General features: G+C 56.0%; 19 protein-coding genes. 8 read left to right on the top strand and 11 right to left on the bottom strand.

The window, feature by feature from the left end:
- Positions 1 to 24 precede the first annotated feature (24 nt).
- The 4 genes from SH421x_RS26180 (at position 25) to SH421x_RS26165 (ending at position 3,722) form a co-directional block, all read left to right on the top strand.
- Positions 25 to 915, top strand: a complete 891-nt coding sequence (locus SH421x_RS26180) for an ABC transporter ATP-binding protein (RefSeq protein ID WP_488852976.1) — start codon at positions 25 to 27, stop codon at positions 913 to 915.
- The gene (locus SH421x_RS26175) at positions 912 to 1,886 is read left to right on the top strand and encodes an ABC transporter permease subunit (protein WP_488852975.1); all 975 of its coding nucleotides are present in this window, start codon (positions 912 to 914) and stop codon (positions 1,884 to 1,886) included. The genes SH421x_RS26180 and SH421x_RS26175 overlap by 4 nt, the downstream gene beginning before the upstream one ends.
- A gap of 402 nt (positions 1,887 to 2,288) precedes the next feature.
- Positions 2,289 to 3,221, top strand: a complete 933-nt coding sequence (locus SH421x_RS26170; RefSeq protein ID WP_488852974.1) for a DUF1559 domain-containing protein — start codon at positions 2,289 to 2,291, stop codon at positions 3,219 to 3,221.
- Positions 3,222 to 3,284: 63 nt separating this feature from the next.
- Positions 3,285 to 3,722: a hypothetical protein gene (locus tag SH421x_RS26165; RefSeq protein ID WP_488852973.1), complete on the top strand. Its 438-nt coding sequence runs from the start codon at positions 3,285 to 3,287 to the stop codon at positions 3,720 to 3,722.
- A gap of 25 nt (positions 3,723 to 3,747) precedes the next feature.
- Here the strand turns inward: SH421x_RS26165 and SH421x_RS26160 are convergent, their stop codons facing one another.
- The 9 genes from SH421x_RS26160 to SH421x_RS26120 form a co-directional block, all read right to left on the bottom strand.
- Positions 3,748 to 4,155, bottom strand: coding sequence for a hypothetical protein (locus SH421x_RS26160; RefSeq protein ID WP_488852972.1), 408 nt, complete (start codon positions 4,153 to 4,155; stop codon positions 3,748 to 3,750).
- 36 nt (positions 4,156 to 4,191) lie between these two features.
- Positions 4,192 to 4,899, bottom strand: a complete 708-nt coding sequence (locus tag SH421x_RS26155; protein WP_488852971.1) for an AIM24 family protein — start codon at positions 4,897 to 4,899, stop codon at positions 4,192 to 4,194.
- Between the two features lie 117 nt (positions 4,900 to 5,016).
- Entirely contained in the window at positions 5,017 to 5,664 is a 648-nt protein-coding gene (locus SH421x_RS26150) for an RNA polymerase sigma factor (RefSeq protein WP_488852970.1), read from the bottom strand.
- A gap of 76 nt (positions 5,665 to 5,740) precedes the next feature.
- Positions 5,741 to 6,697 (bottom strand): hypothetical protein, encoded by a 957-nt coding sequence (locus SH421x_RS26145; protein WP_488852969.1) that lies wholly within the window; start codon positions 6,695 to 6,697, stop codon positions 5,741 to 5,743.
- Positions 6,698 to 6,776: 79 nt separating this feature from the next.
- On the bottom strand, positions 6,777 to 6,902 hold the full coding sequence (locus tag SH421x_RS26140; protein WP_488852968.1) for a hypothetical protein: 126 nt from the start codon (positions 6,900 to 6,902) through the stop codon (positions 6,777 to 6,779).
- Positions 6,903 to 6,942: 40 nt separating this feature from the next.
- Positions 6,943 to 7,065, bottom strand: coding sequence for a hypothetical protein (locus tag SH421x_RS26135; protein WP_488852967.1), 123 nt, complete (start codon positions 7,063 to 7,065; stop codon positions 6,943 to 6,945).
- Positions 7,066 to 7,092: 27 nt separating this feature from the next.
- Positions 7,093 to 9,126, bottom strand: coding sequence for a serine/threonine-protein kinase (locus tag SH421x_RS26130; protein ID WP_488852966.1), 2,034 nt, complete (start codon positions 9,124 to 9,126; stop codon positions 7,093 to 7,095).
- Positions 9,127 to 9,190: 64 nt separating this feature from the next.
- Positions 9,191 to 9,820: an FHA domain-containing protein gene (locus tag SH421x_RS26125; protein ID WP_488852965.1), complete on the bottom strand. Its 630-nt coding sequence runs from the start codon at positions 9,818 to 9,820 to the stop codon at positions 9,191 to 9,193.
- A 358-nt stretch (positions 9,821 to 10,178) separates the two neighbouring features.
- A complete protein-coding gene (locus SH421x_RS26120) occupies positions 10,179 to 11,027 on the bottom strand; it encodes a hypothetical protein (protein ID WP_488852964.1) in 849 nt (282 codons plus the stop codon).
- A gap of 545 nt (positions 11,028 to 11,572) precedes the next feature.
- Between SH421x_RS26120 and SH421x_RS26115 the strand changes: the two genes are divergently transcribed.
- The gene (locus tag SH421x_RS26115; protein WP_488852963.1) at positions 11,573 to 11,773 is read left to right on the top strand and encodes a hypothetical protein; all 201 of its coding nucleotides are present in this window, start codon (positions 11,573 to 11,575) and stop codon (positions 11,771 to 11,773) included.
- Positions 11,774 to 12,085: 312 nt separating this feature from the next.
- Here SH421x_RS26115 and SH421x_RS26110 read toward each other — a convergent pair whose 3' ends face one another.
- Entirely contained in the window at positions 12,086 to 13,081 is a 996-nt protein-coding gene (locus SH421x_RS26110) for a DUF481 domain-containing protein (protein WP_488852962.1), read from the bottom strand.
- A 264-nt stretch (positions 13,082 to 13,345) separates the two neighbouring features.
- Here SH421x_RS26110 and SH421x_RS26105 point away from each other — a divergent pair, with 264 nt between their 5' ends.
- The 3 genes from SH421x_RS26105 to SH421x_RS26095 all read left to right on the top strand — a co-directional run bounded on the left by SH421x_RS26105 (position 13,346) and on the right by SH421x_RS26095 (position 22,327).
- Complete coding sequence (locus SH421x_RS26105; RefSeq protein WP_488852961.1) at positions 13,346 to 15,967, top strand: amidohydrolase family protein; 2,622 nt, start codon at positions 13,346 to 13,348, stop codon at positions 15,965 to 15,967.
- Between the two features lie 1,145 nt (positions 15,968 to 17,112).
- Complete coding sequence (locus SH421x_RS26100) at positions 17,113 to 18,714, top strand: AAA family ATPase (protein ID WP_488852960.1); 1,602 nt, start codon at positions 17,113 to 17,115, stop codon at positions 18,712 to 18,714.
- Positions 18,715 to 19,813: 1,099 nt separating this feature from the next.
- On the top strand, positions 19,814 to 22,327 hold the full coding sequence (locus tag SH421x_RS26095) for a heavy metal translocating P-type ATPase (protein ID WP_488852959.1): 2,514 nt from the start codon (positions 19,814 to 19,816) through the stop codon (positions 22,325 to 22,327).
- Between the two features lie 526 nt (positions 22,328 to 22,853).
- Here the strand turns inward: SH421x_RS26095 and SH421x_RS26090 are convergent.
- Positions 22,854 to 23,537 carry an FHA domain-containing protein gene (locus SH421x_RS26090; protein ID WP_488852957.1) on the bottom strand — a complete coding sequence of 228 codons (684 nt, stop codon included), beginning with the start codon at positions 23,535 to 23,537 and terminating at the stop codon, positions 22,854 to 22,856.
- Between the last annotated feature and the right edge of the window lie 89 nt (positions 23,538 to 23,626).

The raw sequence follows: 23,626 nt of genomic DNA, 5'->3' as shown, positions 1-23,626 counted from the left end.
ACGGTCCTTGAAAGTAAGAACCTTATGCTCGAAACCAACCGACTTACCAAACGATACGGCGATTTCCTGGCGCTGGACGGGGTGACTTTGCACGTCCCCCCAGGGCAGTGCTGTGGAGTGCTGGGCCCCAACGGCGCTGGCAAAACCACGATGTTTCGCCTGTTATTGGGATTTTTACGCCCCACTTCTGGTACTGCGACGATCGACGGAATGGACTGCCAGCGACGCGGTCTTGAGGTCCACCGTCGGCTCTCGTATCTACCGGGAGACGTACGGCTATTTGGCGAAATGCGGGGTCGCGACATCCTGCGTTTTTTTGCCGACATTCATCCGCAAGGCAGTCGAACCCGCTCCGAAGAGACCGCCCAGCGGTTGGATCTTGATTTGAAACGGCGCGTCGCGTTTATGTCGACCGGCATGCGACAAAAGCTGGGGCTCGCGATCGCGCTGTCGATTGACGCGCCGCTGTTGATCTTTGATGAGCCAACGACCAGTCTCGACCCGAATGTTCGCCATGAAGTGGTTCAGATGATCGGCGATGCGCATCAAAAAGGGAAGACGGTCGTCATCTGTTCGCATGTGCTCTCCGAGATCGAAGATATCTGTCAGCGTGCGGTGATCATGCGGAACGGACGAATTGTTCATGATCAAGACTTGCACGCGATGCGACGACGGCACGTGATCCGCGGCGTGCTCACGCAACCGCTGCCGCAGGTTCCACACAACCTAACCAATCTGATCGTCGACGTCCGTCAGACGGCGGAGACGTTTCAGATCGAAACCGATGGCGACTTACAGCCGGCGCTGGCCTGGCTAGCAAACTTGCCGGCCATGCAGATTCAGATTTCGCAACTTGGCTTGCGCGCTATTTACAATCGATATCACTTTGAGCAGCCTGAGGCGGTTCTAGCATGAATGCGACGCTATTGGTTCGCTCGTTTCGCGAAGCGCAATTGTTGATGTTCGGTTCGTTTGTGACCGTCTTCAGCTTTTGCATGATCCGCGCATGGATCGTCGGCAAGGTCGAGATGAGCCGTTTTCAAAGCATCTTAGAGATCTTGCGCCCCGAGGTTGAACGCTATTCCTCGGTCGACGTTTCGCAGCTCTTCACCTATCCTGGCCGCGTCGGCGTTACCTTTAACGAGCCGCTGGTCGTGCTGCTAATGATGACTTGGGCGATTGCCCGCGGCAGCGATTCGGTCAGCGGTCCGCTGGGACGCGGCACGCTAGAGATGATGTTGTCCCAACCAATCAGCCGCTTTCAATTTCTCTTCTCCAAGAGCATCGTGACGGTCGTCGGCTGCGTGGTCATTGCGATCGGCGCTTGGTTAGGAACCCATGTTGGCGTGCAGACCACGATGGTCAAGCAAGAGAAGCCGCCGGTCAGTATTCGACTGCCGGTTTTGAACATGCGGGTCGAAGTTCCCTTCACCAAATCGAAAGAAGCGCCGGTCCGCGTTCCGTTGGCTGACTTTGTAGACACGCAACTCTTTATTCCTGCCGCAATCAACTTGGGGTGCCTGGGCATCTTCTTCGCAGGGCTGACCACTTGGATGAGCTCTTGGGATCGCTATCGCTGGCGCACTATCGGCATTGTGACCGGTTTTTTGATTGTGCAGATGATCGTCCGTGTCGTTTCGATGGCGGTTAAAACGGCGTACTGGATGAAGTACTTCACCATCTTTACGCTTTACGAGCCCGAGGTGCTGACCTCTTACGGCGTACGCTACCCGACCGAAGTCTGGACCTTCTATCTAGAAAACAACAAAGGCGACCTGGTGATCGGCGGACTGACCTTGGTCAGCGGCTTGTTGCTAGGTGGTCTGCTGACCTTTGCGATCGGGCATTGGGTCTTTTGCAAGCGTGATCTGCCGGCGCCAGTCTAGCGTGTGATCATGGCGATTGGTCGTAATTGCCATTGATTTTATTCCCAAAAAATGTTGGCAGATCGGGCGGAATCATACACCGGCAGAATTAGATGGGTCTCCCCACTGATGGGAGATTCTCCATTGTGCTGTTTTATAACGGCATTTATGGCGAACTAATTGTCGCAATTGGTGAACCCAATTTGCGATGATATTTTCTGAAAAACAGAGTAGCTTTTCTGTTGGTAGTCGCAAGGGCGCGACATGCTTCCGTTTTTGGAGGCAACCGGCTTGGCCGGTAAGCGACAGAAACGGTTTATCGCTAACAGCGCAGGCTTCTCGACTGCCCTCTACCTCGACACGCGGTCTTATCACTGTATTACTCATCCCTGCTCTTTCGTATTTCCACAAGGAACCTACTCCATGCGATTTCCTCTGAACTCGCTGCGCCATCGGTCTGGATTTACGCTGGTCGAACTCTTGGTGGTGATCGCCATCATCGGCGTGTTAATCGCCCTGCTGCTCCCTGCTGTACAACAAGCGCGAGAAGCGGCTCGGCGAATGCAATGCACTAACAATCTGAAGCAAATGGGCTTGGCCATCCACAACTATCACGACACTTTTCTCGTCTTTCCATCAGGGCACGTCCAGGTTAACGATACTTTCTATGGCAACTGGTGTATTGGGATTTTGCCGTTTATTGAACAGCAGAATCTATTCAATACCTATGATCACACGACCCATTGCAATACATCGGCCAATGCAACCGTGGCGCAGACCAAGGTGGATGAGTTTACTTGTCCAAGTGATCCACTGGGGCGAGCTGTCATCCGGCCAGCTTCTGGCTATAGCTACGATTTGCACGCGATTTCGTACAAAGCGATGGGGGGCTATAGCAATAATGGTGCGAAAAACTGGGATCACCTGGCTGAGATCAGCGGCCTCAATAATCAATGGAAAGGAATCTTTCACACCGTTGGTACCGGCCATAGCCAAACACTTGGTTTTGAAAAGATGGCTTCGATTGTAGACGGCACTTCCAACACGCTAATGGTTGGCGAATATCATCAACCGCTCGATCAGCCTGCACGCGGCGCCTTCTGGGGCAACTCGTATTGGGGCTACAACATCGGCATGGTGATCAACGAGCCATATATTATCGGAAATCGCTACGATGCGTGCGCCGCCGTCGCGAGCAACATTGGAGTTTGTCGCCGCGCTTGGGCGTCCAATCATCCCGGCGGATTCAATTTTTCGCGCGCCGATGGTTCGGTTTCATTCCTACCAGAAACAATTGACTTAACCATCTTTGCAGGACTGGCGACGATGGCTGGTAGCGAAGCGACGCAGTTGTAGCAAATTCGCTTGCTGGTTTGATTTCATACGCCATTTTGCAACTTCAAAAGGTGGTCTTCACTCATGTTTGTCTATTGTAATTATCGGGTTGCGATGCTGGCTCTGACGATCAGTTCGTCCCTGCTGGTCGGCTGCGGCTCAAGCGGCGCGGATACGGCGCCTGTGGCCGGTACGGTCACCTTGCAAGGCAAGCCGCAAGCAAATCTGGTCGTTAGCTTTATGCCGCAGTCCGACGGTAGCCAGGCCAAGGGGAAGGCTTCAATGGGCGTGACCGATGCCGCTGGTAGGTTTACGCTGAAGACAATCGACGCCGACCCGCGCGACGGAGCATTGATCGGCAAACATAAAGTCGTGATCCGCTTACGCGCCGAAGAGCGCGCCGAGGATGATCCGGTCGCGGCGCCCAAGGCGAAAATTCAGTTGCCGGAGAAAGCGATCGATGGCAGCATCGAGTTTGAAGTGCCTGCTGCGGGAACAACGACCGCTGATTTTCAGTTGTGAGAGTTGGCCGTATCCAAACCTTGACCTACTCTCCCTTCAGCCGGCCGACTGACGATTGAAAGTACTTTTGGCGACGTGGGTTGACCTCTTCGCCTTCGGCGTCTTGTTGCGACGCGAGATCGTGCAGATTGGCCTGACAGACGCGACAGCCGACGGTTTCTAGATGAAACTGAAGATAGGCCGCTTCATCATCATCCAGCACTTGCAGCAAATAACTGCCGAGCGTTTCACGACTGGGACAAGTCAGCCGATGTCGCCGCCAGATTTCGCCGATGGTATGGACCCCGGCATCGCGTCGGCCATTGATTTGCGCAAGCTGCTCTGATAACTCAGGCTGCTTGCGTAGCGTTTCTTCAATTTCGGCCATCCGCTCGACGGGGAGCGCCTCGTCGAGATAGGCTTCTAAATCGGTTCTGCTAATCGGTCGCGTCATAGACGACTCTTACTCCTACAATCAAACGATTTCGGACTACGCTTCGGCGTGGTAGAACTCTTCGTACGGTTGAATGACGACAAAGCCGTTGCCGCGGAACTCCATCTGGAACGATTCTCCGCTGCCGCGACCAAAAAAGGTCTTCAGCGAAACGTCCGTTCGCAAGTTGGGTTCTAGCGTGCCGCTCCAAGCGACGGTTGCGTTGGGGTCCGTAATCACCGGATTGTCAGGCGTCACGACCAGCGTCAGCGGCTCGTAGTGCGTTGTGATCGCAACCATACCGGTCCCGCGCAGGTGAACCTGAAACAAACCGCCTGCGAGCATCGACGAGACGCGTTTCATCATTTTGATGTCCCAGTCGATGGTTGTTTCGAAGGCCAGGATATCGTTGCCGTTGACGACGATGGCTTCGTTTTCCAGCTTCAAGATTTGCACTTTCTTGCCGTAGTCGGCCAGATACAGCCGACCTTGGCCAGAAGCCTTCGTCAATTTTGCTCCCTCGCCGGTAACTGCTTTTTTGAGAAAGCCTCCGAGTCCTTTTTCAAAGACTCCTTCGCGCTCAAATTTGATGTTGCCCAGATACGACACCATCGAACCCATCTTGGTCCAGACAGTTCCATTGAGGTTGACCTCCAGCATTCGCGCGGTTTCCATTTCAAACAAGCCTTGCCCACGGTCTCGTTGGCGGGTTTGTTCGACAAATTCGCGCAATGTATAGCGGTTATCGACGTTCGCAGTGTTCATGGTGTCCCCCCAAAATTAGATTAGTTTGCGATGATGAGACGCTCGAAGTGACTTGGGATTGCGTTTGCCCAGCAAACCCAAGTAGATCAGTAATGGTTCGTGGTAAACCGGCGAATCTTAGCTGGGTGCGTAAAGTTCAGGAAAAATCTCCTCGTTCAGACCTTGTTTACGTACGGCCGCACGCAGCTTCGCCAGAAAGTCAAATTTGTAATTGGCGACGTTTTGTTCGGTCAACTCCAGCAGATCGGCCACTTCTTTGTTGGCGAACCCGCGGACCAACAATAGTTCGAGGCATTGAATCTTGACCCAGTCTCCGCGACTGCGCCAATGTTCGATCTGCCCACGGATCGCTTCAATCAGGGCCGCTTCTTCCAGATCACGGCGTTCACCGCTGCGGACGATGCTCGACGCAGCGCGTTGTGTGCCTGGAAGTTCCCAGTTGTCGCTTGATCCATCACTGCCGGTGTGAATCGGCAACGTCGGTCGCCGACCTTCACGGCGCAAATGATCGGTCAGTTTGTAGGCGCAGATCGCGAAGAGATAGCTTTCGAGCGAACGTTTTCCATCGTAATTCGGAAGACTGTTCAGAAAGCCGATGAACGTTTCTTGGACTACATCCTCGCTCGGAGCGCGACGACGCAGGCGACTTTCGGCGAAGGCGAGCAAGCGGCCTTCGTAACGTCCGATTAAATCGCCCCACGCATCCGCATCCCCGGTGCGAATCCGATCAATTAACAGTACGTCGGTTTCAGAGACCTCAGACATAGGCGGCAGTTTTGGGCGGTAAGAGGAGCAGCCGCTTGGCCGCTGCGGTCGTCACGGACGACGCCCTGGCTGCGGACTAAATCGGCGGGAACCATTGGGTCAGCAGGATCGCCCCACCGACTACTCCTAGTATCGCCGCGCCGGCGACGGTCTGCAACCTTGCCCGATATCGTCCGGCGGTCGCCGAATTATAAGCCAAGCTGCCATACAGAACGCTCAGCACGGTCAGAACGCCAGCGAACAAGGCGCCGGCATAGATCAATCGCGTCCCTTGTTGGGCCTGTTTCCAGCGAGTTTCGACTTCGCGTCGAAACTGCTGATTAAATTGCAGGAATGCGTGCCACTGCTGCATGGGGCCGACCGACGTCTCCAGCGACTCTTTGTAAGTCTGCAAATGGATGTTGTCCGCGATAAAATCGTCGTCCAGCGGAACTCGACGTGCATGCTCGGCGCCCCCCAAAACCAGCGCTGTCTGCTCCTGGACCGCTTCGCGTGTCAAAGATTGGAGCGCTTTGTAGCACTCGGTCGAGCTGGTGTAGGGGCCCGTCGAGAGCGATACATAATCTACCCCATCGCGCGACTCCGGCTCTTGGTCGACCCAGGCAGGCCGCCCCGGCGGGATCATCCCGGCTGGGTCTGTAGTCGGAATTGCCGGGATGCTCGGCTTGATCAGCGAGTTAAACAGGGCGTCGCCAACCACTTTTAGGACGGTTGTCGGTTTTGTGGTCTGCGTTGCTGGCGAGCCGGGCAGTTCGATCGGTGGAGCCGGCAACGTTTTACGAGACGCTTCGATGGCGAGCTCAGAGTGGCTGGCGACTGAAAACCCCGTTCGACCTAAGTGGGACTCTTCGGCCCAGGGACGATGTTCGACCCGAACCGCAACAAAGCTGAGCAGCGCCAGCGCGATCAGCCCAAAGACACCGCAAAACATCATCGCCGCCAGTGCTTTCCAGCGGCCAAAGATCGCCGCTAGCAGCATCAGCACAAAGCCAATCGACACAACGCCTAAAAATAATAAAAGTGCCGGCGACATGATCCCATCCCATCCAAGAATATTGCGTCTCTAGCAAGTCTTCGTCACCTCGCGACAAATCTTGGAGTCGAGCGCAATTTTACTTCTCTTTTTTTTGTCCCGCTTTGACCGCTAGAAACACTATGGCGAACATAACGACGGCGCCCATCGCTAGGCCGGTCAGAATAAAGCCGATGATTAGTAGCTCTTGCCAGCCAATTCCCATGATTGCTTCCATGAATGTTTAGTTCATTGCATGCCTTATGCTACTGCCGACGTCGCGATACTGCGGCGATCAGCACCACGGCAATAATCGCGCCGACGGATAGCGCTCCGCCGACTGCTAGTAGTAAGAAGATGCTCATCGCCCAGTTTGGTTCTGCTACCATAGTTGGAGATTCTTGGTTGGGTTCGCTTTACGCCGAAGCCGACGTCTCGGCGTGGATCTGTTGTGCGTGACGTAATTCGTCGCGTTGTTGTGGGCTATACCAGGGCGCCGAGATCTGCACGACCAGCGAGATCGCGCCCGCCAAGATCATTCCCCACGGCTGAATGAACGGGCAAAAGTAATTGACCACGGCGGCGGTCAACACGGCAAAGCCTACCGTCCACAGGCTAAGTCGCGTCTTGCGTAGCGGATCGGCCTGCTTCCACCAACGGAGCAGTCCAAACTGCGACGCGAACACAATCGCAAACGTGCTGGCCGAGGGAGACTCTTTCAGCGATTGCAGCCAACCGCGTAAACTCAAGTTCTCGTGCCAGCCGCTGATCGCTACCGTGCCGGCGCGTTCAATTGGCATTTCTAGCAGCAGTGCGTTGCACGCCGTAAAACCAATCATCCCCAGCAACAGCCCCACGCCGACCAGTGCGAAGCGTCTTAACAACGGATCACCACTACTTGGTTCCCACAGTTTGCCCAGCAGCAGCACGCTCCACGAGCCGCAAATGGTCATGATGGTTAGCCAACCAAACAGCGGCGCCCAAGTCGAGGGCGGGCCTTCGATCGAGATCCCGCCCAGCACCAAGGCCAGCAGTGAGATCACCGCCGCCGAAATTGCGCTGACCAAAAACGAACCAATCAAGCTTTTCATGCGCAGGTCAAGCGGAATCGCCGCGAGCGCCTGACGCTCGCGATCGCGGCGGCTGTTTTTTTGGTGTCGCTTTTCACGCACACGTTCTTTGCGCGTCATCACGACCGGATGATAGGGGGAGTAGTCCGAGACCGGCGTCTTGGTCGGTGCGTCGCTCATATGCTGGAAAATGGTTCTTCCCAGCAGATAGACCATATAAACAGCGGCGGCCAGAAATCCAAGCGGCACCAACCAGCCCAGGTTGGTGACCAGCGCGATCGAGCAGCCGACTAGCAGCAGTACTTTCGGCAGTAGGCTGATGTTGTCGTTGTTCCACCAGTTGGAGAGCGAGCTGATCCCGCGCGAGATCGCACGAGCCACCGGCTCTTCCTGTTCATCCATTCCAACCGGCGTGACCAACAGATCAGCGTCTTGAGGTCGTCGTTGTGGTTGGAGCGGGATGTCAGCATGCAGCGAGTCGACCACCGATTCGTTTTTTGACAGACCAAGATTGGCCAGCATCTCTTCGACCGAGCCGGTTCGCTTGGTTGGGTCTTTGTGCAGCGCCTTGGCGATTGTGCTGCGGAACGGCTCTGGCACGCCGCGCAAATCAGGCTCGGCGGTCAGATGCTTCATAATGATCTCTTGACTGCTCTCCCCTTCAAAGGGAACGCGGCCCGTTAAGATCTCATGCAGCATGATGCCGAGCGCGTAGATGTCGATCTCTTTGCCGTAGACCCCTTTGCCGATCTCCGGCGCCATATAGTGGAAGGTGCCGACGCTTTCGGTCTGTCCGCTGCGGCGGCTGACCGAGATGAACTTCGAGAGTCCATAGTCGCCAATCTTGATCGTGCCGGCGTCGTTGAAAATATTACCCGGCTTCAAGTCGCGATGGACGATGCCGTGATCGTGCAGATAACCGACCGCCGACGCGATCGGACGAAACCAGCGAATCGCTTCTTCCGGCGGTAGCCCGCTGGGACGACGATCAAGGATCTCTTTCAGGTTTTCGCCGCGGACGTATTCCATCACGACCCAGCCTTCGCCGGCGCTGTCGTAGCGGATATCGAACAGCGCGACCAAGTGCGGGTGCTTCAGATTCAAGCAATGCTTGACGCCGCGCATCTCGATATCAAGATTGCGCTGGATATGTTTCAGCGCAACTTCTTTGCCAGAGTCCGAGAGCGCAAAGAAGACTTCTCCAAAGCCGCCGGCGCCGACGCCTCGTTTGATGGTGAACCCGTCTAACGGCTTCGATCCGCTGGCATACGTAAATTTCATCGTTCCCCCTCGCGGGCGATGCTTGGCCGAAGCAGAGTTGGGCGGCGTCTCGGGCTGCTCTTCCTCTTCCGACTCTAACGTCGCGGCTTGATCACGCATCGAATGTTTCCCCCCCGCTATCTGACCGTCAGAGATATTCCCCAACATCTCGCAGCGCTCTCGGTTAAGCGCTGGCGGTCAATCGTTCCAAATAAAACGAAAAATCTTCTCCCTGTACCGAGCAGTCGGCGCTCAGCGGCGATTTGTTTTTCACCGCGCGGCCGTTCACTTGAAAGGTGCTCGGAGAGCGGACGTGAAGCCCCTCTCCTTGCTTGTACAATACCACATCCTGTTTCCAACCGCCGCAAACCACATGGTTGCAGCTGCGGGGGCCCAGGATGCAGGTTTCGGCCATCAGCAAGATCGCATCGGTCGAAGGTTCGGTCCGCTGCGAGCTTTCGAGCCGCAGCACGGCGCTGGCGCTCAGCGGATGGCGTTTTTGGAAACTCAGCACCACGCTGCGCCCCAGTTGCACCAAGTCTCCATCTGATAAGACGGTTGGCTGCTCGATCAGTTTTCCGCGACGTCGCACTTCGGCCAACGGCTCGATCACATACTCGGAACCTCGCCGCCGGATCCAGGCATGCCGCCGGCTGACGTCAGCCAAGATCGGTACGTCCACACCGCTTTGCGGCGTCGCCTGGCCAATCAGGACGTCAGGCGAAGTCAGCAGCATAAAGCCCCCGACTCCGTCGACCCACAATTGTCGCCGTGACGGCGTTTCGGCCGATGGCTCTGCCGATGATCGATTCATGACCCATTCCCGTGCAGTCGGATCGCCGACCTGCGTCTCGAGGACAGCTGACGCGTAAGAGACGTCGCTCGTCGACAACCAAACTTGCCCGGGCCGCGTGCTTCGCGCGTCCGGGTGAGGCAAGTTGTGACCAGTGCGTCTCATTCTAATCTAGTTCTCTAATTAGGCCCCCAAACATCTGCTTTTCGCCGTCGATCCCCCTCGACAGCAGCAGACTTGCGTCCAACCATTTTCCCATGGTCAGATGCGACGCCGCGAAGCTGGCTTTCACCCTCCTCGCGGCGCGATCCCATCTTCATTGTTGTTCGCCGGCGACGGCCGTTGCTTGCTGTCGCCCGCAAAATCGTTCGCCTCGAACTTAGTTCAGGCTCGGTTCGGCTGACTTTTTGCTGGTCAGTTCGATGGCCGGAACACGTTGCTCGACCGCAATCTCTTGCTCTTGTCCAGGCGAGAAATAAGCGGCGACTTCATCCGAAACGTCCTTCACTTCGGCTTCATCCAACTGAATTTCGTCGGCAAAGTAGCCCTCTGACGAGACAAGCTTCTCGGCGACTTCGATTCGGGTTTGGATATCTTCCAGCAATTTCTCGGTGCGCGACAGTTGGCTGTCGTCAAACTTGAAACTGCTGGTCGTCTGGGCGACTTCAACCATCTTCAGCCGAGCTTCCAGATTCTCGACATCAACTTCTAGTTGGCGTTTGGCGACCAACATGCCGTCCAGCTTGGCCCGGGCGGCGTCCAGTCCCTTTTGACGCGCTCGCAAGATTCCTTCCAGCTTTTCACGGGTCGCATCTTGCGTTTTAAAGCGTTCAAAGCGACCGGCCAGGTCGGTCTTCACCTGATCGCGACTATACCGATGGCTGGCGTACTGATAGGTTTGCGACCCATCGTCCAGATCGGCCTTCAGCCGCAGAACTTCTCGCTTGTCTTGGGCGAGACCTTCGTTCAGTTGAGCGACCTGACGCTCTAGTTTGTCGACATCGACCTCTTCCTTGGCGATCAGATGCATATTGCTGCGAATTTCCGGAGTCAGATCCGTGATCATCCGGTGAGCGCGATCAAGTTCAAACTCAATCGGCACGTTTTGTTTCACTTGGTCGTGCAACCGACCATAGCTGGTGGTCACATAGCTCATCGCGTCGCGACCAAACAATAGCCCTAGCGCCATCGCAGAGCCGGCGCCCACAAGAATCATTTTCTTCAACATCGAAATACCCTTCCAGTGACTGCGTAGCTGCCGGCAGCAATCCTGCAAGCAAGCGTGGTTAATGGTTTCGCTCAATCCCTGCTCCGGAATAGAAACGCCCGACATAAAGAACTCTTCGCAGCGCTTGAGAAGATATTGGAAGAAACAAGCAGATCGGCAAAAAAATCTTCAAACTCACCCCGTTCCCGCCCTTTCCCCTCTGCGGGGTGTGATGGCGTCTGATTCACCCCCTATCTCCCTCGAATGGTAGAAATTGACCGTAGAACGATCACGCTGACGCCGAACTCGCCGCAAAACGCAGCGTTCGATGTTGACCAAAATGGCACATTGTTGTCTTTTAGGCACGGCGGATCCGCCACAGGATTCGTTGTCCCGCTTTCTTGAAAATGCAGAAGTGCTTATATATTCAAGAGTTGCAGTCCATTACTGGTCGCTTGCGGAAAATACCCGCGAACATGGCCCACCGGTTGCATTGTCAAAACCAGTGCTCTCAAAGAACAATGATCTAGCACCCATCGCGAATACCTATTCAGGAGGCCAGCGCCATGAAATCGTTCAGCAAGATCTATCCTGAAGTTCGCAATTCGACCACTTCGCTGGTCGCCGAAACCAAAATCGTCGCCGCACCTGCTACCATCCAACAGATCGATTTGTGGATGGATCAGCAGTTGACCGATTTAGAGGTGCAATTCGCCTCGTACGTAACCAAAAACTCGCTCGGCAAAGCGATGCGTCAGCAGCGCTAAACCGCCGGCTGTTTTCCGTCATCCAATCCCCGCGTCGACATATTCTTTTGTCTGCGCCCTCGTTCTAAGCTTGCTTTAAGCGCGTTCTACGTTTCGCCAGTTCGGGTTTGCTAGACAACCCAACAAGCGCTCTCTGGACTACTCCCACTCGTCGCGCATTTTGCGGCTGCGGCCAGAATGCCGCCCACCGAGGGAGTCTTACCAAAGCCCAAAAATTGGGCGCCAGATTAGTCTTAGCAGTCGGCAAAGCTTCGCCGATCCGCATGACGCCGAGTATCGGCAAGGTAAGGTGAAGCAGCTTCGTGCGCCAGCTTACAACTTCCAGATGATCAGAATCGAATAGTTGGTGTCGTTTTTCTGCTTGTTGATACCCGGCGTGCTATCAAAGCGATTGATCACCCCAAACTTCAGGCTGAGATTCGCATTGTCGTCGAGCAAAATCTTATACCCAAAGTCGGAAATACTGCGGTATTCGCCGAACGCAGACCAGTCGGGATAGTATTCGTACTTCCCTTCCAGCGAGTGCCGTTGGTTGAACGCATGGTCAATAAAGACAGTCATCGCACCTTCCGGCTTGTACTCGTCATCCGGGCTTCCCACCTCTTTCGAGAAACCAGAACCAAGCTCGACCGTCAGATCAGTGTCCGCGGTTTTCACCACCTCGTAACCCATACCGGCGCTGACCCACAGTCGCAGATCGAAGTCTTTAAACTCGTCATATTCCAAACCATTCTTCGCATACACGTGCCAGCGCTGATTGCTAAACGGCCACTCCACCTTCGCGTTCGACAATGCATTGTTTTGCGTTCGCTTGCCGTCATTGCTGGTTCGCGCGTACATGATGTCAAACAGCATCGTGGTCATTTCGCCTTCGCGTTTGATCTTGCCGCCAGACCGCACGCTCAGCGACTCGGTATTGCCGGTCTGGCCGTTGATCCCCAACTCGAACGAGCTATCCCACTTCGCCGGACCAAACCAGTAGTCGACATGCACATATTGCCCGCCGGGGACATAGCCCAAATAGCCATAGTCAGGATCGCCGATCGCTTCCGCTTCGATCATTCCATCCTCGGGGTCAATTGCCGGCATATCGGGAAGCGGAATCGGCTCATACTCAAAGTTGCAAAGCGATGCTGGCGCAAAATCGCCGTCGACAAACATCGCGTTCACGTCAACTTCTTCCGACTCAGCCGCAGCCGGCGAATCGGCAGCTTCGACATAGGCGTAGGACGCGTCCTGGGCAACCGCATAGGTCGCAATGCAGGTCAGGACAAGCCAGATCGAGATTTGCAAAAAACGAAAAATCATGGGTGTCAAATATCTCTGCCGGGGGTTCGCGTAGTAAAAGCAGAGAACTCAGGGGCCTACGGGCTAAGTGGACTTTGGGTCGCGATTTACAGCATTTCGCCGCATCTCGGCCGCCGCGCAAGGACGGCGGGGCGTCGGCTTATACAAAATTGCCGCAAACCCGACAACGTCGATGCATGTCCCCAATCGTCTGGGAGGCGCCGCGAGATAGCGTGAACTACAATTGACGGTTGCACTTAAGAATTACCATCGGGAGAGTAGATCATGCGGAATTGGGGCGTGATGCTGGCGCTAGCGTTGATGGCCGGAAACCTCTACGGCGGCGATTCGCCTGCGATTGTCTATCGCGGAGCCAAAATCGTGACCGCCGCCGGCCAAACCTACGATCCCGGCGCAATGGTCATTTCCAGCGGCAAGATCGTCGCCGTGGGTGATTCCAAGCAGATAAAAACTCCCCAGGACGCCACCGAGATCGATCTGAGCGGTCAGGTGATCATCCCCGGCCTGGTCGACTCGCATTCGCATATCGGCCTGTTTGGGCGTCCCGGCGGCGGCAATGACGCCAACGAAGTCAGCGGCCCCGTTCAGTCGATCGTTCGCGCCCTTGATTCGCTCAATCCGTTTGACCCCAGCATTCGGATCGCCCAATCGGGTGGAGTCACCACCGCCAACGTCATGCCTGGCAGCGCCAACGTGATCGGCGGCCAAACGATCTATCTCAAACTAAGCGGCCACAGTCCTACGGCGATGTCGCTCGCAACTCCCGAAAATCTCGGCGGCCTCAAAATGGCAAACGGCGACAATCCCAAAGGCGTGTACGGCGGTCGCGGACAATCGCCGGCGACCCGTATGAAAATCGCCGCAATGCAGCGCAGCGAATTTTTGAAAGCGCAACAATACCGAGACAAATGGACCGAGTACCGTAAAAAGCTGGCCGCCGGCGAGACCCCCGATCCGCCGAGCGTCGATCTGGCGATGGAACCGCTGGTAGAAGTGCTAGATGGCCGCCGCACCGTTCATTTTCATACGCATCGCGCCGATGACATTTTGGCGACGCTCCGCTTGAAAGCAGAATTTGGGTTTGAGCTTGTCATTCAGCACGGAACCGAAGCGTTCAAGGTTCTCGATCAGATCGCCAAGTCGGGCGCGATCGTGTCGCACACCATTGTCGATAGCCCCGGCGGCAAGCCCGAAACCGTCCAGTGGTATGACGAGACCGCCGCGCTGCTCAACGAAGCTGGCGTCAAAGTGGTGATCAATACCGACGATCCCGTGACCGACAGCCGGTTCTTGCTTCGCACCGCCGCCACCGCGGTTCGCGGTGGATTGCCTGAAGAAACCGCGCTGCGCGCTGTTACGCTGCACGCCGCCCAAGCGATGCACTTGGACAAGCAGATCGGCTCGCTAGAAGTGGGCAAAGACGCCGACTTCGTCGTGCTCAGCGGCGAACCGTTCAGCATTTATACCCGCGTGCTGCAAACCTATATCAACGGCGAGCGCGTCTTTGATCTGCAAAACGCAGAGCAACAGCGTTATCAGATCGGCGGTTTCGCCTTGCCGAGCTCAACCACGGTTCCCTTCTTCGAGCCAATCGCTCCGCCGCTGGCTGCGCAGCCAGCCTCCAAGTTGCCAAAAGGCGCCCAGCGACCAGATAACCAGGCCACCGAGTATGTGGTGGTCGCCGGCTTGGTCCATACCGTCTCTGGCGAGCCAATCAAAAATGGGGTGGTCCACGTCAAGGATGGCAAGCTGCAGCATGTCGGTCCTCGCAAGGGATTCAAATTTCCAAAAGATGTTGCGGTCATCGAAGCCGCGGCGATCACGCCAGGTTTGATTGACGCGTACAGTTCGGTGCCGTTGTCAGGCATGTACAACATCGACGCCGATCAAGAGGCCAACGAAAAAGGGGGAGCATCCCATCCCGATCTCCGCGCGACCGACGGCTTCAATCCCAGCGAACCGCTGCTGCGGCATCTGCTGGCCAACGGCATCACGCTAGTTCACTCTTGCCCAGGCCGCCGCAATGTGATCGCCGGCCAGTCAGGGCTCTTCCGCACGCACGGAACCGATGTCACCGAGATGACCGTCCGATTTCCTCAGGCAATGGTCTTTAATCTGGGCAACGACGCCAAAGGTCACGGAGGGGGCGATACTCGCATGGGCGTCACCGCCGGATTGCGCAAAACATTGTCAGACGCCGGCAACTATCGTCGCGAGCGACAAAAGAAGCTGGATAACAAAGAAGAAGTCGTGCCGGACATGTCCAAAGATCCACTGGCCGACGTGCTCGACAAAAAACTGCCGGCGCTATTTGTCGCCGATCGGGCCGACGATCTGCAAACGGCGCTGCGACTGGCCGATGAGTTTCATTTTGATCTGCAATTAGGCTTAGCGACCGAAGCATATCGCGTCGCCGCTGCCATCAAAGAAGCCGGCGTACCGATTTTAGTCCATCCCACGCAGCAAAAAAGCGGCGATCTCAGCACGATTAACACGTTGACCACCAACGCCGCGTATCTCGTCGAACAAGGAATTCCGGTGGCGATGGGAAGTGGTTTCGAAGGGTATGTCCCCAAGACATTCGTCGTGCGACTCGAAGCAGGACTCGCCGCTGCGCATGGTCTCGGCTTTGAGCGAGCCCTGCAAGCGTTAACGCTTGACGCCGCTAAAATCTTAAAAATCGACGATCGCTTCGGCAGCCTAGAAGCCGGCAAAGTGGCCGACATCGTGCTGTATGACGGCGATCCGTTGGAACAAACAACGCACGTAATCGCCGTGATCGTCGACGGCAAAGTGGTCTACGATCGCACTACCGCCCTCCAGATCCCACTAGCCGAACGCTTCTACGAAACCCTCATCTCACCCCCATGCTGCCTGTCGTTCTAAAGCAGAAAGCGGGGCGGCCACAACTCTCACGGCGTCTACGCCGAATGAGCCTACTCTTCAACGCGGTCAAAAAAAATTCCAGCGTAGGGTGGGTGAAGCAAAAACCGAAACCAACGCAACCATCCTTCAACCGCCTTGCCGGTTTGCGCAACCCACCGTTGCCACGGTTGAGCGCGCCCACAAAATCACTCGCCAAATCCAGGCCCAACGGGCCGACATAAAATAGCCCAGGGCGCTCGTCGTGCAGCGACGCAGCCCTGGGTGTGCGTCTTCACGTTGACGTTGGATCCAATCGCGGCAACCGCCCTCTCTCTCGCCGGCGCCGCATCCTGCCAGATTGCCCCAACTCTGCGTCTCGCTTCATGATGCGGCGATTCTAACGCGGCCACGTAGGATCTCGCTCCGGCAGGAAAAAGTGCAAAAACAAGCCTTGACAAAGTCTAAGACTTTATGTATTATGTATTCACGCAATCGGTGCTGGCGCCGGCACGGTTGGATGTATCCAAACAAAAATCCCTTCAATTCGCGCCAGGTAACGCGTCAAACAAACGTTGCAGAATAATCGATCACCGTAAACCATCACAACTCCCTTTTACCCACGGTATTTTCCGTGTTTTTCCGTCCTTCATCCGCGGTCTCCGTGTTCCATTTCTTACGAACCTGTTAAACAACGCAACTTCAAAAAGTACGAGCGAGTGAATCTGTCTGGTTGGTTCGATCCGGATTGGAATCGCCAAGCGTTTTCCCTCGCTGGCGCTGCGGGCTAGTGTGAACGTTTTTGACTTATTTCCTACCGCGTTTTCCGTTCTTCATCCGCGGTATCCGTGTTCCATTTCTTACGAACCTGTTAAACAGCGCAACTTCAAAAAGCACGAGCGAGTGAATCTGTCTGGTTAGTTCGAACCGGATTGGAATCGCCAAGCGTTTTCCCTCGCTGGCGCTGCGGGCTAGTGTCACGTTTTTGACTTAATTCCTACCGCGTTTTCCGTTCTTCATCCGCGGTCTCCGTGTTCTATTTCTTTTCCTCTCCCACAACTCAAAAAGCGCTGGAGGTTGCGCACTAATTTTGGATCGACTAGCTCCAAGATCGATTTGGCTGTTGTTAAGACTTTGACTTCACTCACCTTTTCACGGAGAAAAACTCGATGAACATCGAGAGTCTTCGGGGGCAGATCCAGCGGTTGCGGGCAGATCCGTTGGCGCTGCCGTTCGGCCCTCAAACTCGCGATCTTACGCGCGACGAAATCGTCGAAGCGCAGTGGCTCACCTCGGTTTTGATTCGGCCTGACTTGTTTTCCAAGACCAAGCTGAACCTTGAATATTTCCAATTTCAACACCACCAAGATATCTATGCCGCGATGCTCAAACTGCAACAGCGCGGGATTTGCTGTAGCGAACTTGCCTCGTTGATCGACCAAATGTGGCCCCTGGGTTATATGGAAAGTGGCGCGATCTCGGTGTTGGACAACGTCTTACAGTGCGGGGGCCAAGTCAAAAAATTTGAGCAGTACACCACAATCCTGGAGAAGCGATACGCCAAACGCCCCACGGCGACCGAACTGTTGTCGCACAACGGCGAAATCACGCCGATTGACTGCAGCGGCAGTCATCGTTTTCAATCACTAACGACGGAAGAATTGATCCAGCAGCAAGAGCCGCTGCGCTGGTTGGCGCCGCAGATGTTTGTGCAAAACGAACCGGCGGTCATCGTCGGCCCCAGCAAAAGTATGAAGTCTTCGATCGCCGTCGATCTCTGCGCGGCGCTGGCGAGCGGCGGCAAAATTTTGGGCCAATTCGCCGTTGAACGCGCGTTTCGCGCTGGCTTTGTCAGCAGCGGCGATGAGCGGCAAGCACTGATCAATCTGTCGCAGCGGTGGAGCGCTGCAAGCAACGTAGAACCCCGTAATTTGTCGAATATGATGTGGTCGTTGTCGATCGACGACGCCGCCGATCCGAAGAATATTAAGCCGATCGTCGATTGGATTCGAAGCAATCAATTGGAAGTTGTTGTGATTGATGCGATTCGTTTAAGCTCGACCGGCAAACGAAAACAAGGCGAGCAACTGCGCGCGCTGGCCCGCTGTTGCATCCAGGCCGGCGCAACGCCGATTTTGTGTTGTCAGTCGCGCAAAGCGATCCCGCGCGGGTGCAGCGCGGCGACCGATGTTGCCGAGAGTTTGGATTTTGCGCGGCAATGGATGTTGATTCAGCGGCGCGAAAATTATGAACCCGGCAGCGGCTTGCATCAGTTGCAACTGACCCTCAGCGGAACTGCCGGCCAAGGAGGAGTTTGGGGCGTTGATATCGAAGAAGGGCGCCTGCAAGATCCGGACGGCCGAAGTTGGCGCGTCACGCTGCGCGATCTCGATTCGTTGAAAGATGAAGCAGCGGCCTCGGCGGCGGAAGCTAGTGAACAACGGCGCGTAGAAAAAATTCAGGCCGCGATCCAGCGCGCCGCACCAGGCCAAGCAACCAAAACATACATCCGCAAGCAATGCGGGATGAACGGCACCCAACTCGCAGCCACCTGGGATCGACTACTCAAAGAGGGCTCCGTTCAGAAGAACGAACAAACCAAAAATCGTATCGCCACCTACCGCTGGAACGATCGCATCGACCCACCAGAAAAAAATGGAACCGTCCAGTCCGCTCCGGCGCAAATCCCGGCGCCTCGGCTCTTACGGCGTCTTCGCCGAATGAGGATGTCTTCAACGCGGCAGGAAAAACAATTCCCCCGTTGCAACTAGCGCCCCCAAATCCAGGCCCAACGGGCCGACATAAAATAGCCTAGGGTAAGTCGCTTCCGAGCGACGCAGCCCTAGGGCGACGTAATCCAATAAAATGCTGACGTTTGAGTCGGTAGTTTCGAAGATCATGTCCAACGTCAACGTCACATGAGGTGACAAAAACCCAGGGCTCCGTCGCTGCCGCGACGAGCGCCCAGGGCTATTTTATGTCGGCCCGTTGGGCCTGGAACGATCGAAACGACCAACAAGGTTGAAGCAACCGACCGATTCCAGCGCCAGGCGGCAAAAAAATCCGACGGTCCAGTCCGGCGCAAATCCCGGTGTCATGCTCTTACTTCGCCAAATGAGCATGTCTTCAATGCGGCAAGAAAAACAATTCCCCCGTTGCAACTAGCGACCCAAATCCAGGCCCAACGGGCCGACATAAAATAGCCTAGGGTAAGTCGCTTCCGAGCGACGCAGCCCTAGGGCGACGTAATCCAATAAAATGCTGACGTTTGAGTCGGTAGTTTCGAAGATCATGTCCAACGTCAACGTCACCTGAGGTGACAAAAACCCAGGGCTCCGTCGCTGCCGCGACGAGCGCCCAGGGCTATTTTATGTCGGCCCGTTGGGCCTGGAACGATCGAAACGACCAACAAGGTTGAAGCAACCGACCGATTCCAGCGCCAGGCGGCAAAAAAATCCGACGGTCCAGTCCGCCGCAAATCCCGGCGCCTCGGCTCTTACGGCGTCTTCGCCGAATGAGCATGTCTTCAACGCAGCAAGAAAAAAATTCGACGTAGGGTCCGCTATACAAACCACCGGTTTGCGCAATCCACCGTTGGGATGAATGTCTCAGAAGGAGGAAGTTAAAAAACATTGCGACCGCATGGCGCGGCATCTTGTTGCTGACGCAACCCAGCCAGGCTTGAACAGCCTGGCTGGGCCACCCAATTTTGTGATTTGTTGTGCGATAAAAAAAATGTGGCGGTCTGGTCCGGTCCGCGGACCCTCTTCCGCTGCTTGCATGCACACTTCCCTTGTTTGCGGCATCGGAAACAATAGATGCAGCAAACAAGCATTGATGTAGAGCAGTATTGCCGTAGGAGTTGCGAAAATGGCGAAAGATCCGATCTGTGGAATGGATGTCGATCCCGACAAGGCGCTTCGTCTCGAGCGGGATGGAGAGACTTTCTACTTTTGCTGCGAACACTGTCAAACCAAGTTTGCTGCGCAACACGCGAAGTCGGCTCCTGCGGCCGAAACGGCTGGCCACTCTTGTTGCCATGGGGCTGGCCAAGATGCAGCTGCCAGCAAACGGCCTGATGGTCATGCTGTAGAGCTGACGCAACTGTCGACCGCGGCTCCAAATAAATCACCGCAATCGGCGTCGACTGCGGCGTACATTTGTCCGATGTGCCCTGGCGTCGAAAGTGACAAGCCGGGGAGTTGTCCTAAGTGCGGGATGGCGCTAGAGCCGAATCGCTCGGCGGCCAAGGCCAAGCAGAAACCGATCTACACTTGTCCGATGCACCCCGAGATCGAGCAGGATCATCCCGGGTCGTGTCCGAAGTGCGGCATGGATCTCGAGAAAAAGCAGGTCGCCGTACAAGAGGAGGATCACGAAGACGATGAACTGAACGACATGACGTTGCGATTTTGGATCGCAACGGCCTTGGCGTTGCCGGTGTTTGTGCTGGCGATGGGGCCGATGGTCGGCGTCCCGTTTGATGCTTGGCTAGGATCGGGTTACGCCTGGGTGCAATTGGCGCTCAGCACGCCGGTGGTGTTATGGGCAGGCTGGCCGTTCTTCGTTCGCGGCGGGCGTTCTTTGGTGACCGGCCATTTGAACATGTTTACGCTGATCGCCGTCGGTACCGGCGCCGCTTATCTCTATAGTTTAATCGCGGTGTTGGCGCCTGATGTGATCCCTGCTGCTTTCAAACACGCTGGCCAAGTCGAAGTTTATTTTGAAGCGGCGGCGGTGATCACCGCGCTGGTGCTGTTGGGGCAAGTGTTGGAACTGAGGGCTCGCAAGAAAACAAGCGGCGCGATTCGCGCTTTGATCTCGCTGGCTCCGCCGACGGCGCATCGCGTGCGGGACGGCAAAGAAACGGACGTCGATCTAGACGAAGTGCAAACCGGCGATTTGCTGCGCGTACGCCCCGGCGAAAAGATCCCGGTCGACGGGCGCGTGACCGAAGGGGAGAGTAACGTGGACGAGTCGATGCTGACCGGCGAGCCCAGTCCAGTAAAGAAATCGGCCGGAGAGGAAGTAATCGGCGGCACGGTCAATGGAACCGGATCCTTTTTGATGGAAGCAGAAAAAGTGGGCGAGGAGACGATGTTGTCGCACATTGTCGACATGGTCGCCAACGCTCAGCGGAGCCGAGCGCCGATTCAGCGCGTCGCCGATCAGGTCGCCGGGTACTTTGTGCCGGCGGTCTTGGCGGTTGCGGTGATCACGTTTGTGGCGTGGACCATTTTGGGACCGCCTGAGGAAGCGTTGGCCTGGGCGTTGGTTAACGCGGTGGCGGTGCTAATTATCGCGTGCCCTTGTGCGCTGGGCCTGGCGACGCCGATGTCCATCATGGTCGGTGTCGGCCGGGGAGCGTCAGAAGGGGTGCTGGTAAAGGATGCCGAAGTTTTGGAGCGGATGGAAAAAGTCAATACGATCGTTGTTGATAAAACCGGCACCTTAACCGCCGGCAAGCCGCAGCTGACCGAGTTTGAGTCGCTCGAAAAGGTCTCGCCCAGCGGCATGCTGCGGATGGCGGCCGCCGTAGAGCAGCATAGTGAACATCCGCTGGCTCGCTCGATTGTCACCGGCGCGCAACAGCAAGGGATCGAACTGCCGAGCGTCGCCAACTTTGACTCTATTCCCGGCGGCGGCGTCAGCGGCGAAGTCGAACAGCGGCAAGTGCTGATCGGCAATGCGGCCTTGTTCGAAGAAAGAACCATCGAAAATGCTGCCGCATTGAACGAGCGAGCGGCTGAGCTGCAAACCCAGGGGCGGACGGTGATGTTTGTCGCGGTCGATGGAAAATTGGCCGGCTTGGTTGCGGTCGCCGATCCGATCAAAGAGTCGACGCCGGACGCAATTCGCCAACTGCATGACTTGGGTCTGAAGGTGATCATGCTGACCGGCGATAATCAGCGGACTGCGGCAGCAGTCGCCCAACAACTGGGCATCGACGACTATACGGCCGAGGTTCGACCTGCGGAGAAACAAGAACGAATCGCGAAGCTAAAAGCCGAAGGGGGGATCGTCGCGATGGCCGGTGACGGCGTGAACGATGCGCCGGCGCTGGCGGCGGCCGACGTGGGGATTGCGATGGGCGCCGGATCGGATGTGGCGATCCAATCGGCAGGAGTAACGCTGGTGCAAGGAGATTTGCGAGGCATCGTGCGCAGCGTGCAACTAAGTCGCCGCACGATGCAGAACATTCGCCAAAATCTGTTTTTTGCGTTCGCCTACAACGTGATCGGCATCCCGATCGCCGCTGGCGTCTTGTATCCGATATCAGAACATTTGCTGCTCAATCCGATGATCGCCGCCGCGGCGATGAGCTTTAGCTCGGTCTCGGTGATTGGCAACGCGCTGCGACTGCGGAGCGTTAAATTGGAATAAGAATGCGGTGCACGTTGGGCGAAGAGAGCATTGGTCAGCTTGCTGGGGGTTGCCATGTTGCGTTTGAGCCCACATGGAAAAATAGTAGCCCGCGGCGCAAGCCAAGGGAAAGCGGCTGGCAATTCGAACACGGCTAGAAGTAGCCAAACGTTTTCCCTCGAAAGCGCGCCTTTTAAGTTGCGCTATTCGCCCCAGCAAGAATGGAACGCGGCAAAGCCACGGATGAAGAACGGAAAAACGCGGTAGGAACGAAGTCGAAAACGTTCCCACTAGCCCGCAGCGCCAGCGAGGGAATCCGCTTGGCGACGCCAACTCGGCCTGAAGTAGCGACCGGATTCCCTCGCTGGCGCTGGCGGGCTAGTGTCCTAACGGTTCGAAATAGCGCAACCTCAAAAGGCGCGAGCCAAGGGGAAGCGGCTGGTAATTCGGACACGGCTAGAAGTAGCCAACCGCATTCCCTCGAAAGCGCGCCTCGGGCTACTATTTTCAGGGTTGGAGTCAGGATTCAAAGTGGCGCGAAGCGCAGTTACTCGCCGGGATCGCCGATGCGACGAAGCAGCACCGAGATGCGGGCTTGCAGGTCGAGCAGGTTTTGCCATTCGCGGGTATCGAGCGCGACTTTTTCGGCCGCGTCGTTAATTTCGACCGATAGCAGCAGATGACGAATCCGAATGTGAACGTACTCGAGCAGTTCGGCCAGTTGAGCGGCTTGGGCCGGGCTGAGGCGCTCGGGGAGTTCAGGTGGCTCAAGCGAGTAGATTGCGGCTTGGAGGTCTTCTTCGTGGTTGTTCCAGTTGAGCTCAAATTCAAGCGACGAGGCGCTGTCGCCGGGGCCCATTGGTCCTTGCGTCGGATCTTCTTCGCCCCGTTCTTTTTGTCGCTGGACGCGCAGCTGGGCAAGTCGATCTGCGATTTCGTCTTCAGAACCATACAGAATGACCGAGCGACCGACATGGATCATGTCACCATAGCGCAAGATGCGCAGATGGATATCCTCGCCGTTGACGCGCGTGCCGTTGGTGCTTTCGAGGTCGGCCAGGACAATTTTGCCATGATCTTCCTGGATTTTGATATGAAACCGGCTGACTCGCTCGTCTTTGAGTTGAAGGGTATTCCCCTCTTCGCGGCCAATGGTTACCGGAGTTTCAAGATGATCAAACACCGAGCCGCGATCTGCGCCGTCGATGATGCGTAATGTAACCAGCGCCATGATAAGAATTTGCTGCGCGCGTGAACCCAATTGCAGGAAAGTCTTCTATTATTGCGCAAGCCGGCCGTCAAGGCGAGTATAGCGCTGAT

Source organism: Blastopirellula sp. SH421, assembly GCF_057808535.1.
Note: the sequence above shows the minus strand (reverse complement) of the source record. Positions and strands in the feature narration are given on the sequence as shown.

What these genes read in the sequence shown, in the direction of transcription:
- SH421x_RS26150 (WP_488852970.1), bottom strand. Translation starts at nt 5,664, where the DNA reads ATGTCTGAGGTCTCTGAAACCGACGTACTGTTAATTGATCGGATTCGC.
- SH421x_RS26165 (WP_488852973.1), top strand. Translation starts at nt 3,285, where the DNA reads ATGTTTGTCTATTGTAATTATCGGGTTGCGATGCTGGCTCTGACGATC.
- SH421x_RS26120 (WP_488852964.1), bottom strand. Translation starts at nt 11,027, where the DNA reads ATGTTGAAGAAAATGATTCTTGTGGGCGCCGGCTCTGCGATGGCGCTA.
- SH421x_RS26105 (WP_488852961.1), top strand. Translation starts at nt 13,346, where the DNA reads ATGCGGAATTGGGGCGTGATGCTGGCGCTAGCGTTGATGGCCGGAAAC.
- SH421x_RS26140 (WP_488852968.1), bottom strand. Translation starts at nt 6,902, where the DNA reads ATGGGAATTGGCTGGCAAGAGCTACTAATCATCGGCTTTATTCTGACC.
- SH421x_RS26095 (WP_488852959.1), top strand. Translation starts at nt 19,814, where the DNA reads ATGGCGAAAGATCCGATCTGTGGAATGGATGTCGATCCCGACAAGGCG.
- SH421x_RS26125 (WP_488852965.1), bottom strand. Translation starts at nt 9,820, where the DNA reads ATGAATCGATCATCGGCAGAGCCATCGGCCGAAACGCCGTCACGGCGA.
- SH421x_RS26170 (WP_488852974.1), top strand. Translation starts at nt 2,289, where the DNA reads ATGCGATTTCCTCTGAACTCGCTGCGCCATCGGTCTGGATTTACGCTG.
- SH421x_RS26145 (WP_488852969.1), bottom strand. Translation starts at nt 6,697, where the DNA reads ATGTCGCCGGCACTTTTATTATTTTTAGGCGTTGTGTCGATTGGCTTT.
- SH421x_RS26110 (WP_488852962.1), bottom strand. Translation starts at nt 13,081, where the DNA reads ATGATTTTTCGTTTTTTGCAAATCTCGATCTGGCTTGTCCTGACCTGC.
- SH421x_RS26160 (WP_488852972.1), bottom strand. Translation starts at nt 4,155, where the DNA reads ATGACGCGACCGATTAGCAGAACCGATTTAGAAGCCTATCTCGACGAG.
- SH421x_RS26090 (WP_488852957.1), bottom strand. Translation starts at nt 23,537, where the DNA reads ATGGCGCTGGTTACATTACGCATCATCGACGGCGCAGATCGCGGCTCG.
- SH421x_RS26115 (WP_488852963.1), top strand. Translation starts at nt 11,573, where the DNA reads ATGAAATCGTTCAGCAAGATCTATCCTGAAGTTCGCAATTCGACCACT.
- SH421x_RS26130 (WP_488852966.1), bottom strand. Translation starts at nt 9,126, where the DNA reads ATGCGTGATCAAGCCGCGACGTTAGAGTCGGAAGAGGAAGAGCAGCCC.
- SH421x_RS26100 (WP_488852960.1), top strand. Translation starts at nt 17,113, where the DNA reads ATGAACATCGAGAGTCTTCGGGGGCAGATCCAGCGGTTGCGGGCAGAT.
- SH421x_RS26180 (WP_488852976.1), top strand. Translation starts at nt 25, where the DNA reads ATGCTCGAAACCAACCGACTTACCAAACGATACGGCGATTTCCTGGCG.
- SH421x_RS26175 (WP_488852975.1), top strand. Translation starts at nt 912, where the DNA reads ATGAATGCGACGCTATTGGTTCGCTCGTTTCGCGAAGCGCAATTGTTG.
- SH421x_RS26135 (WP_488852967.1), bottom strand. Translation starts at nt 7,065, where the DNA reads ATGGTAGCAGAACCAAACTGGGCGATGAGCATCTTCTTACTACTAGCA.
- SH421x_RS26155 (WP_488852971.1), bottom strand. Translation starts at nt 4,899, where the DNA reads ATGAACACTGCGAACGTCGATAACCGCTATACATTGCGCGAATTTGTC.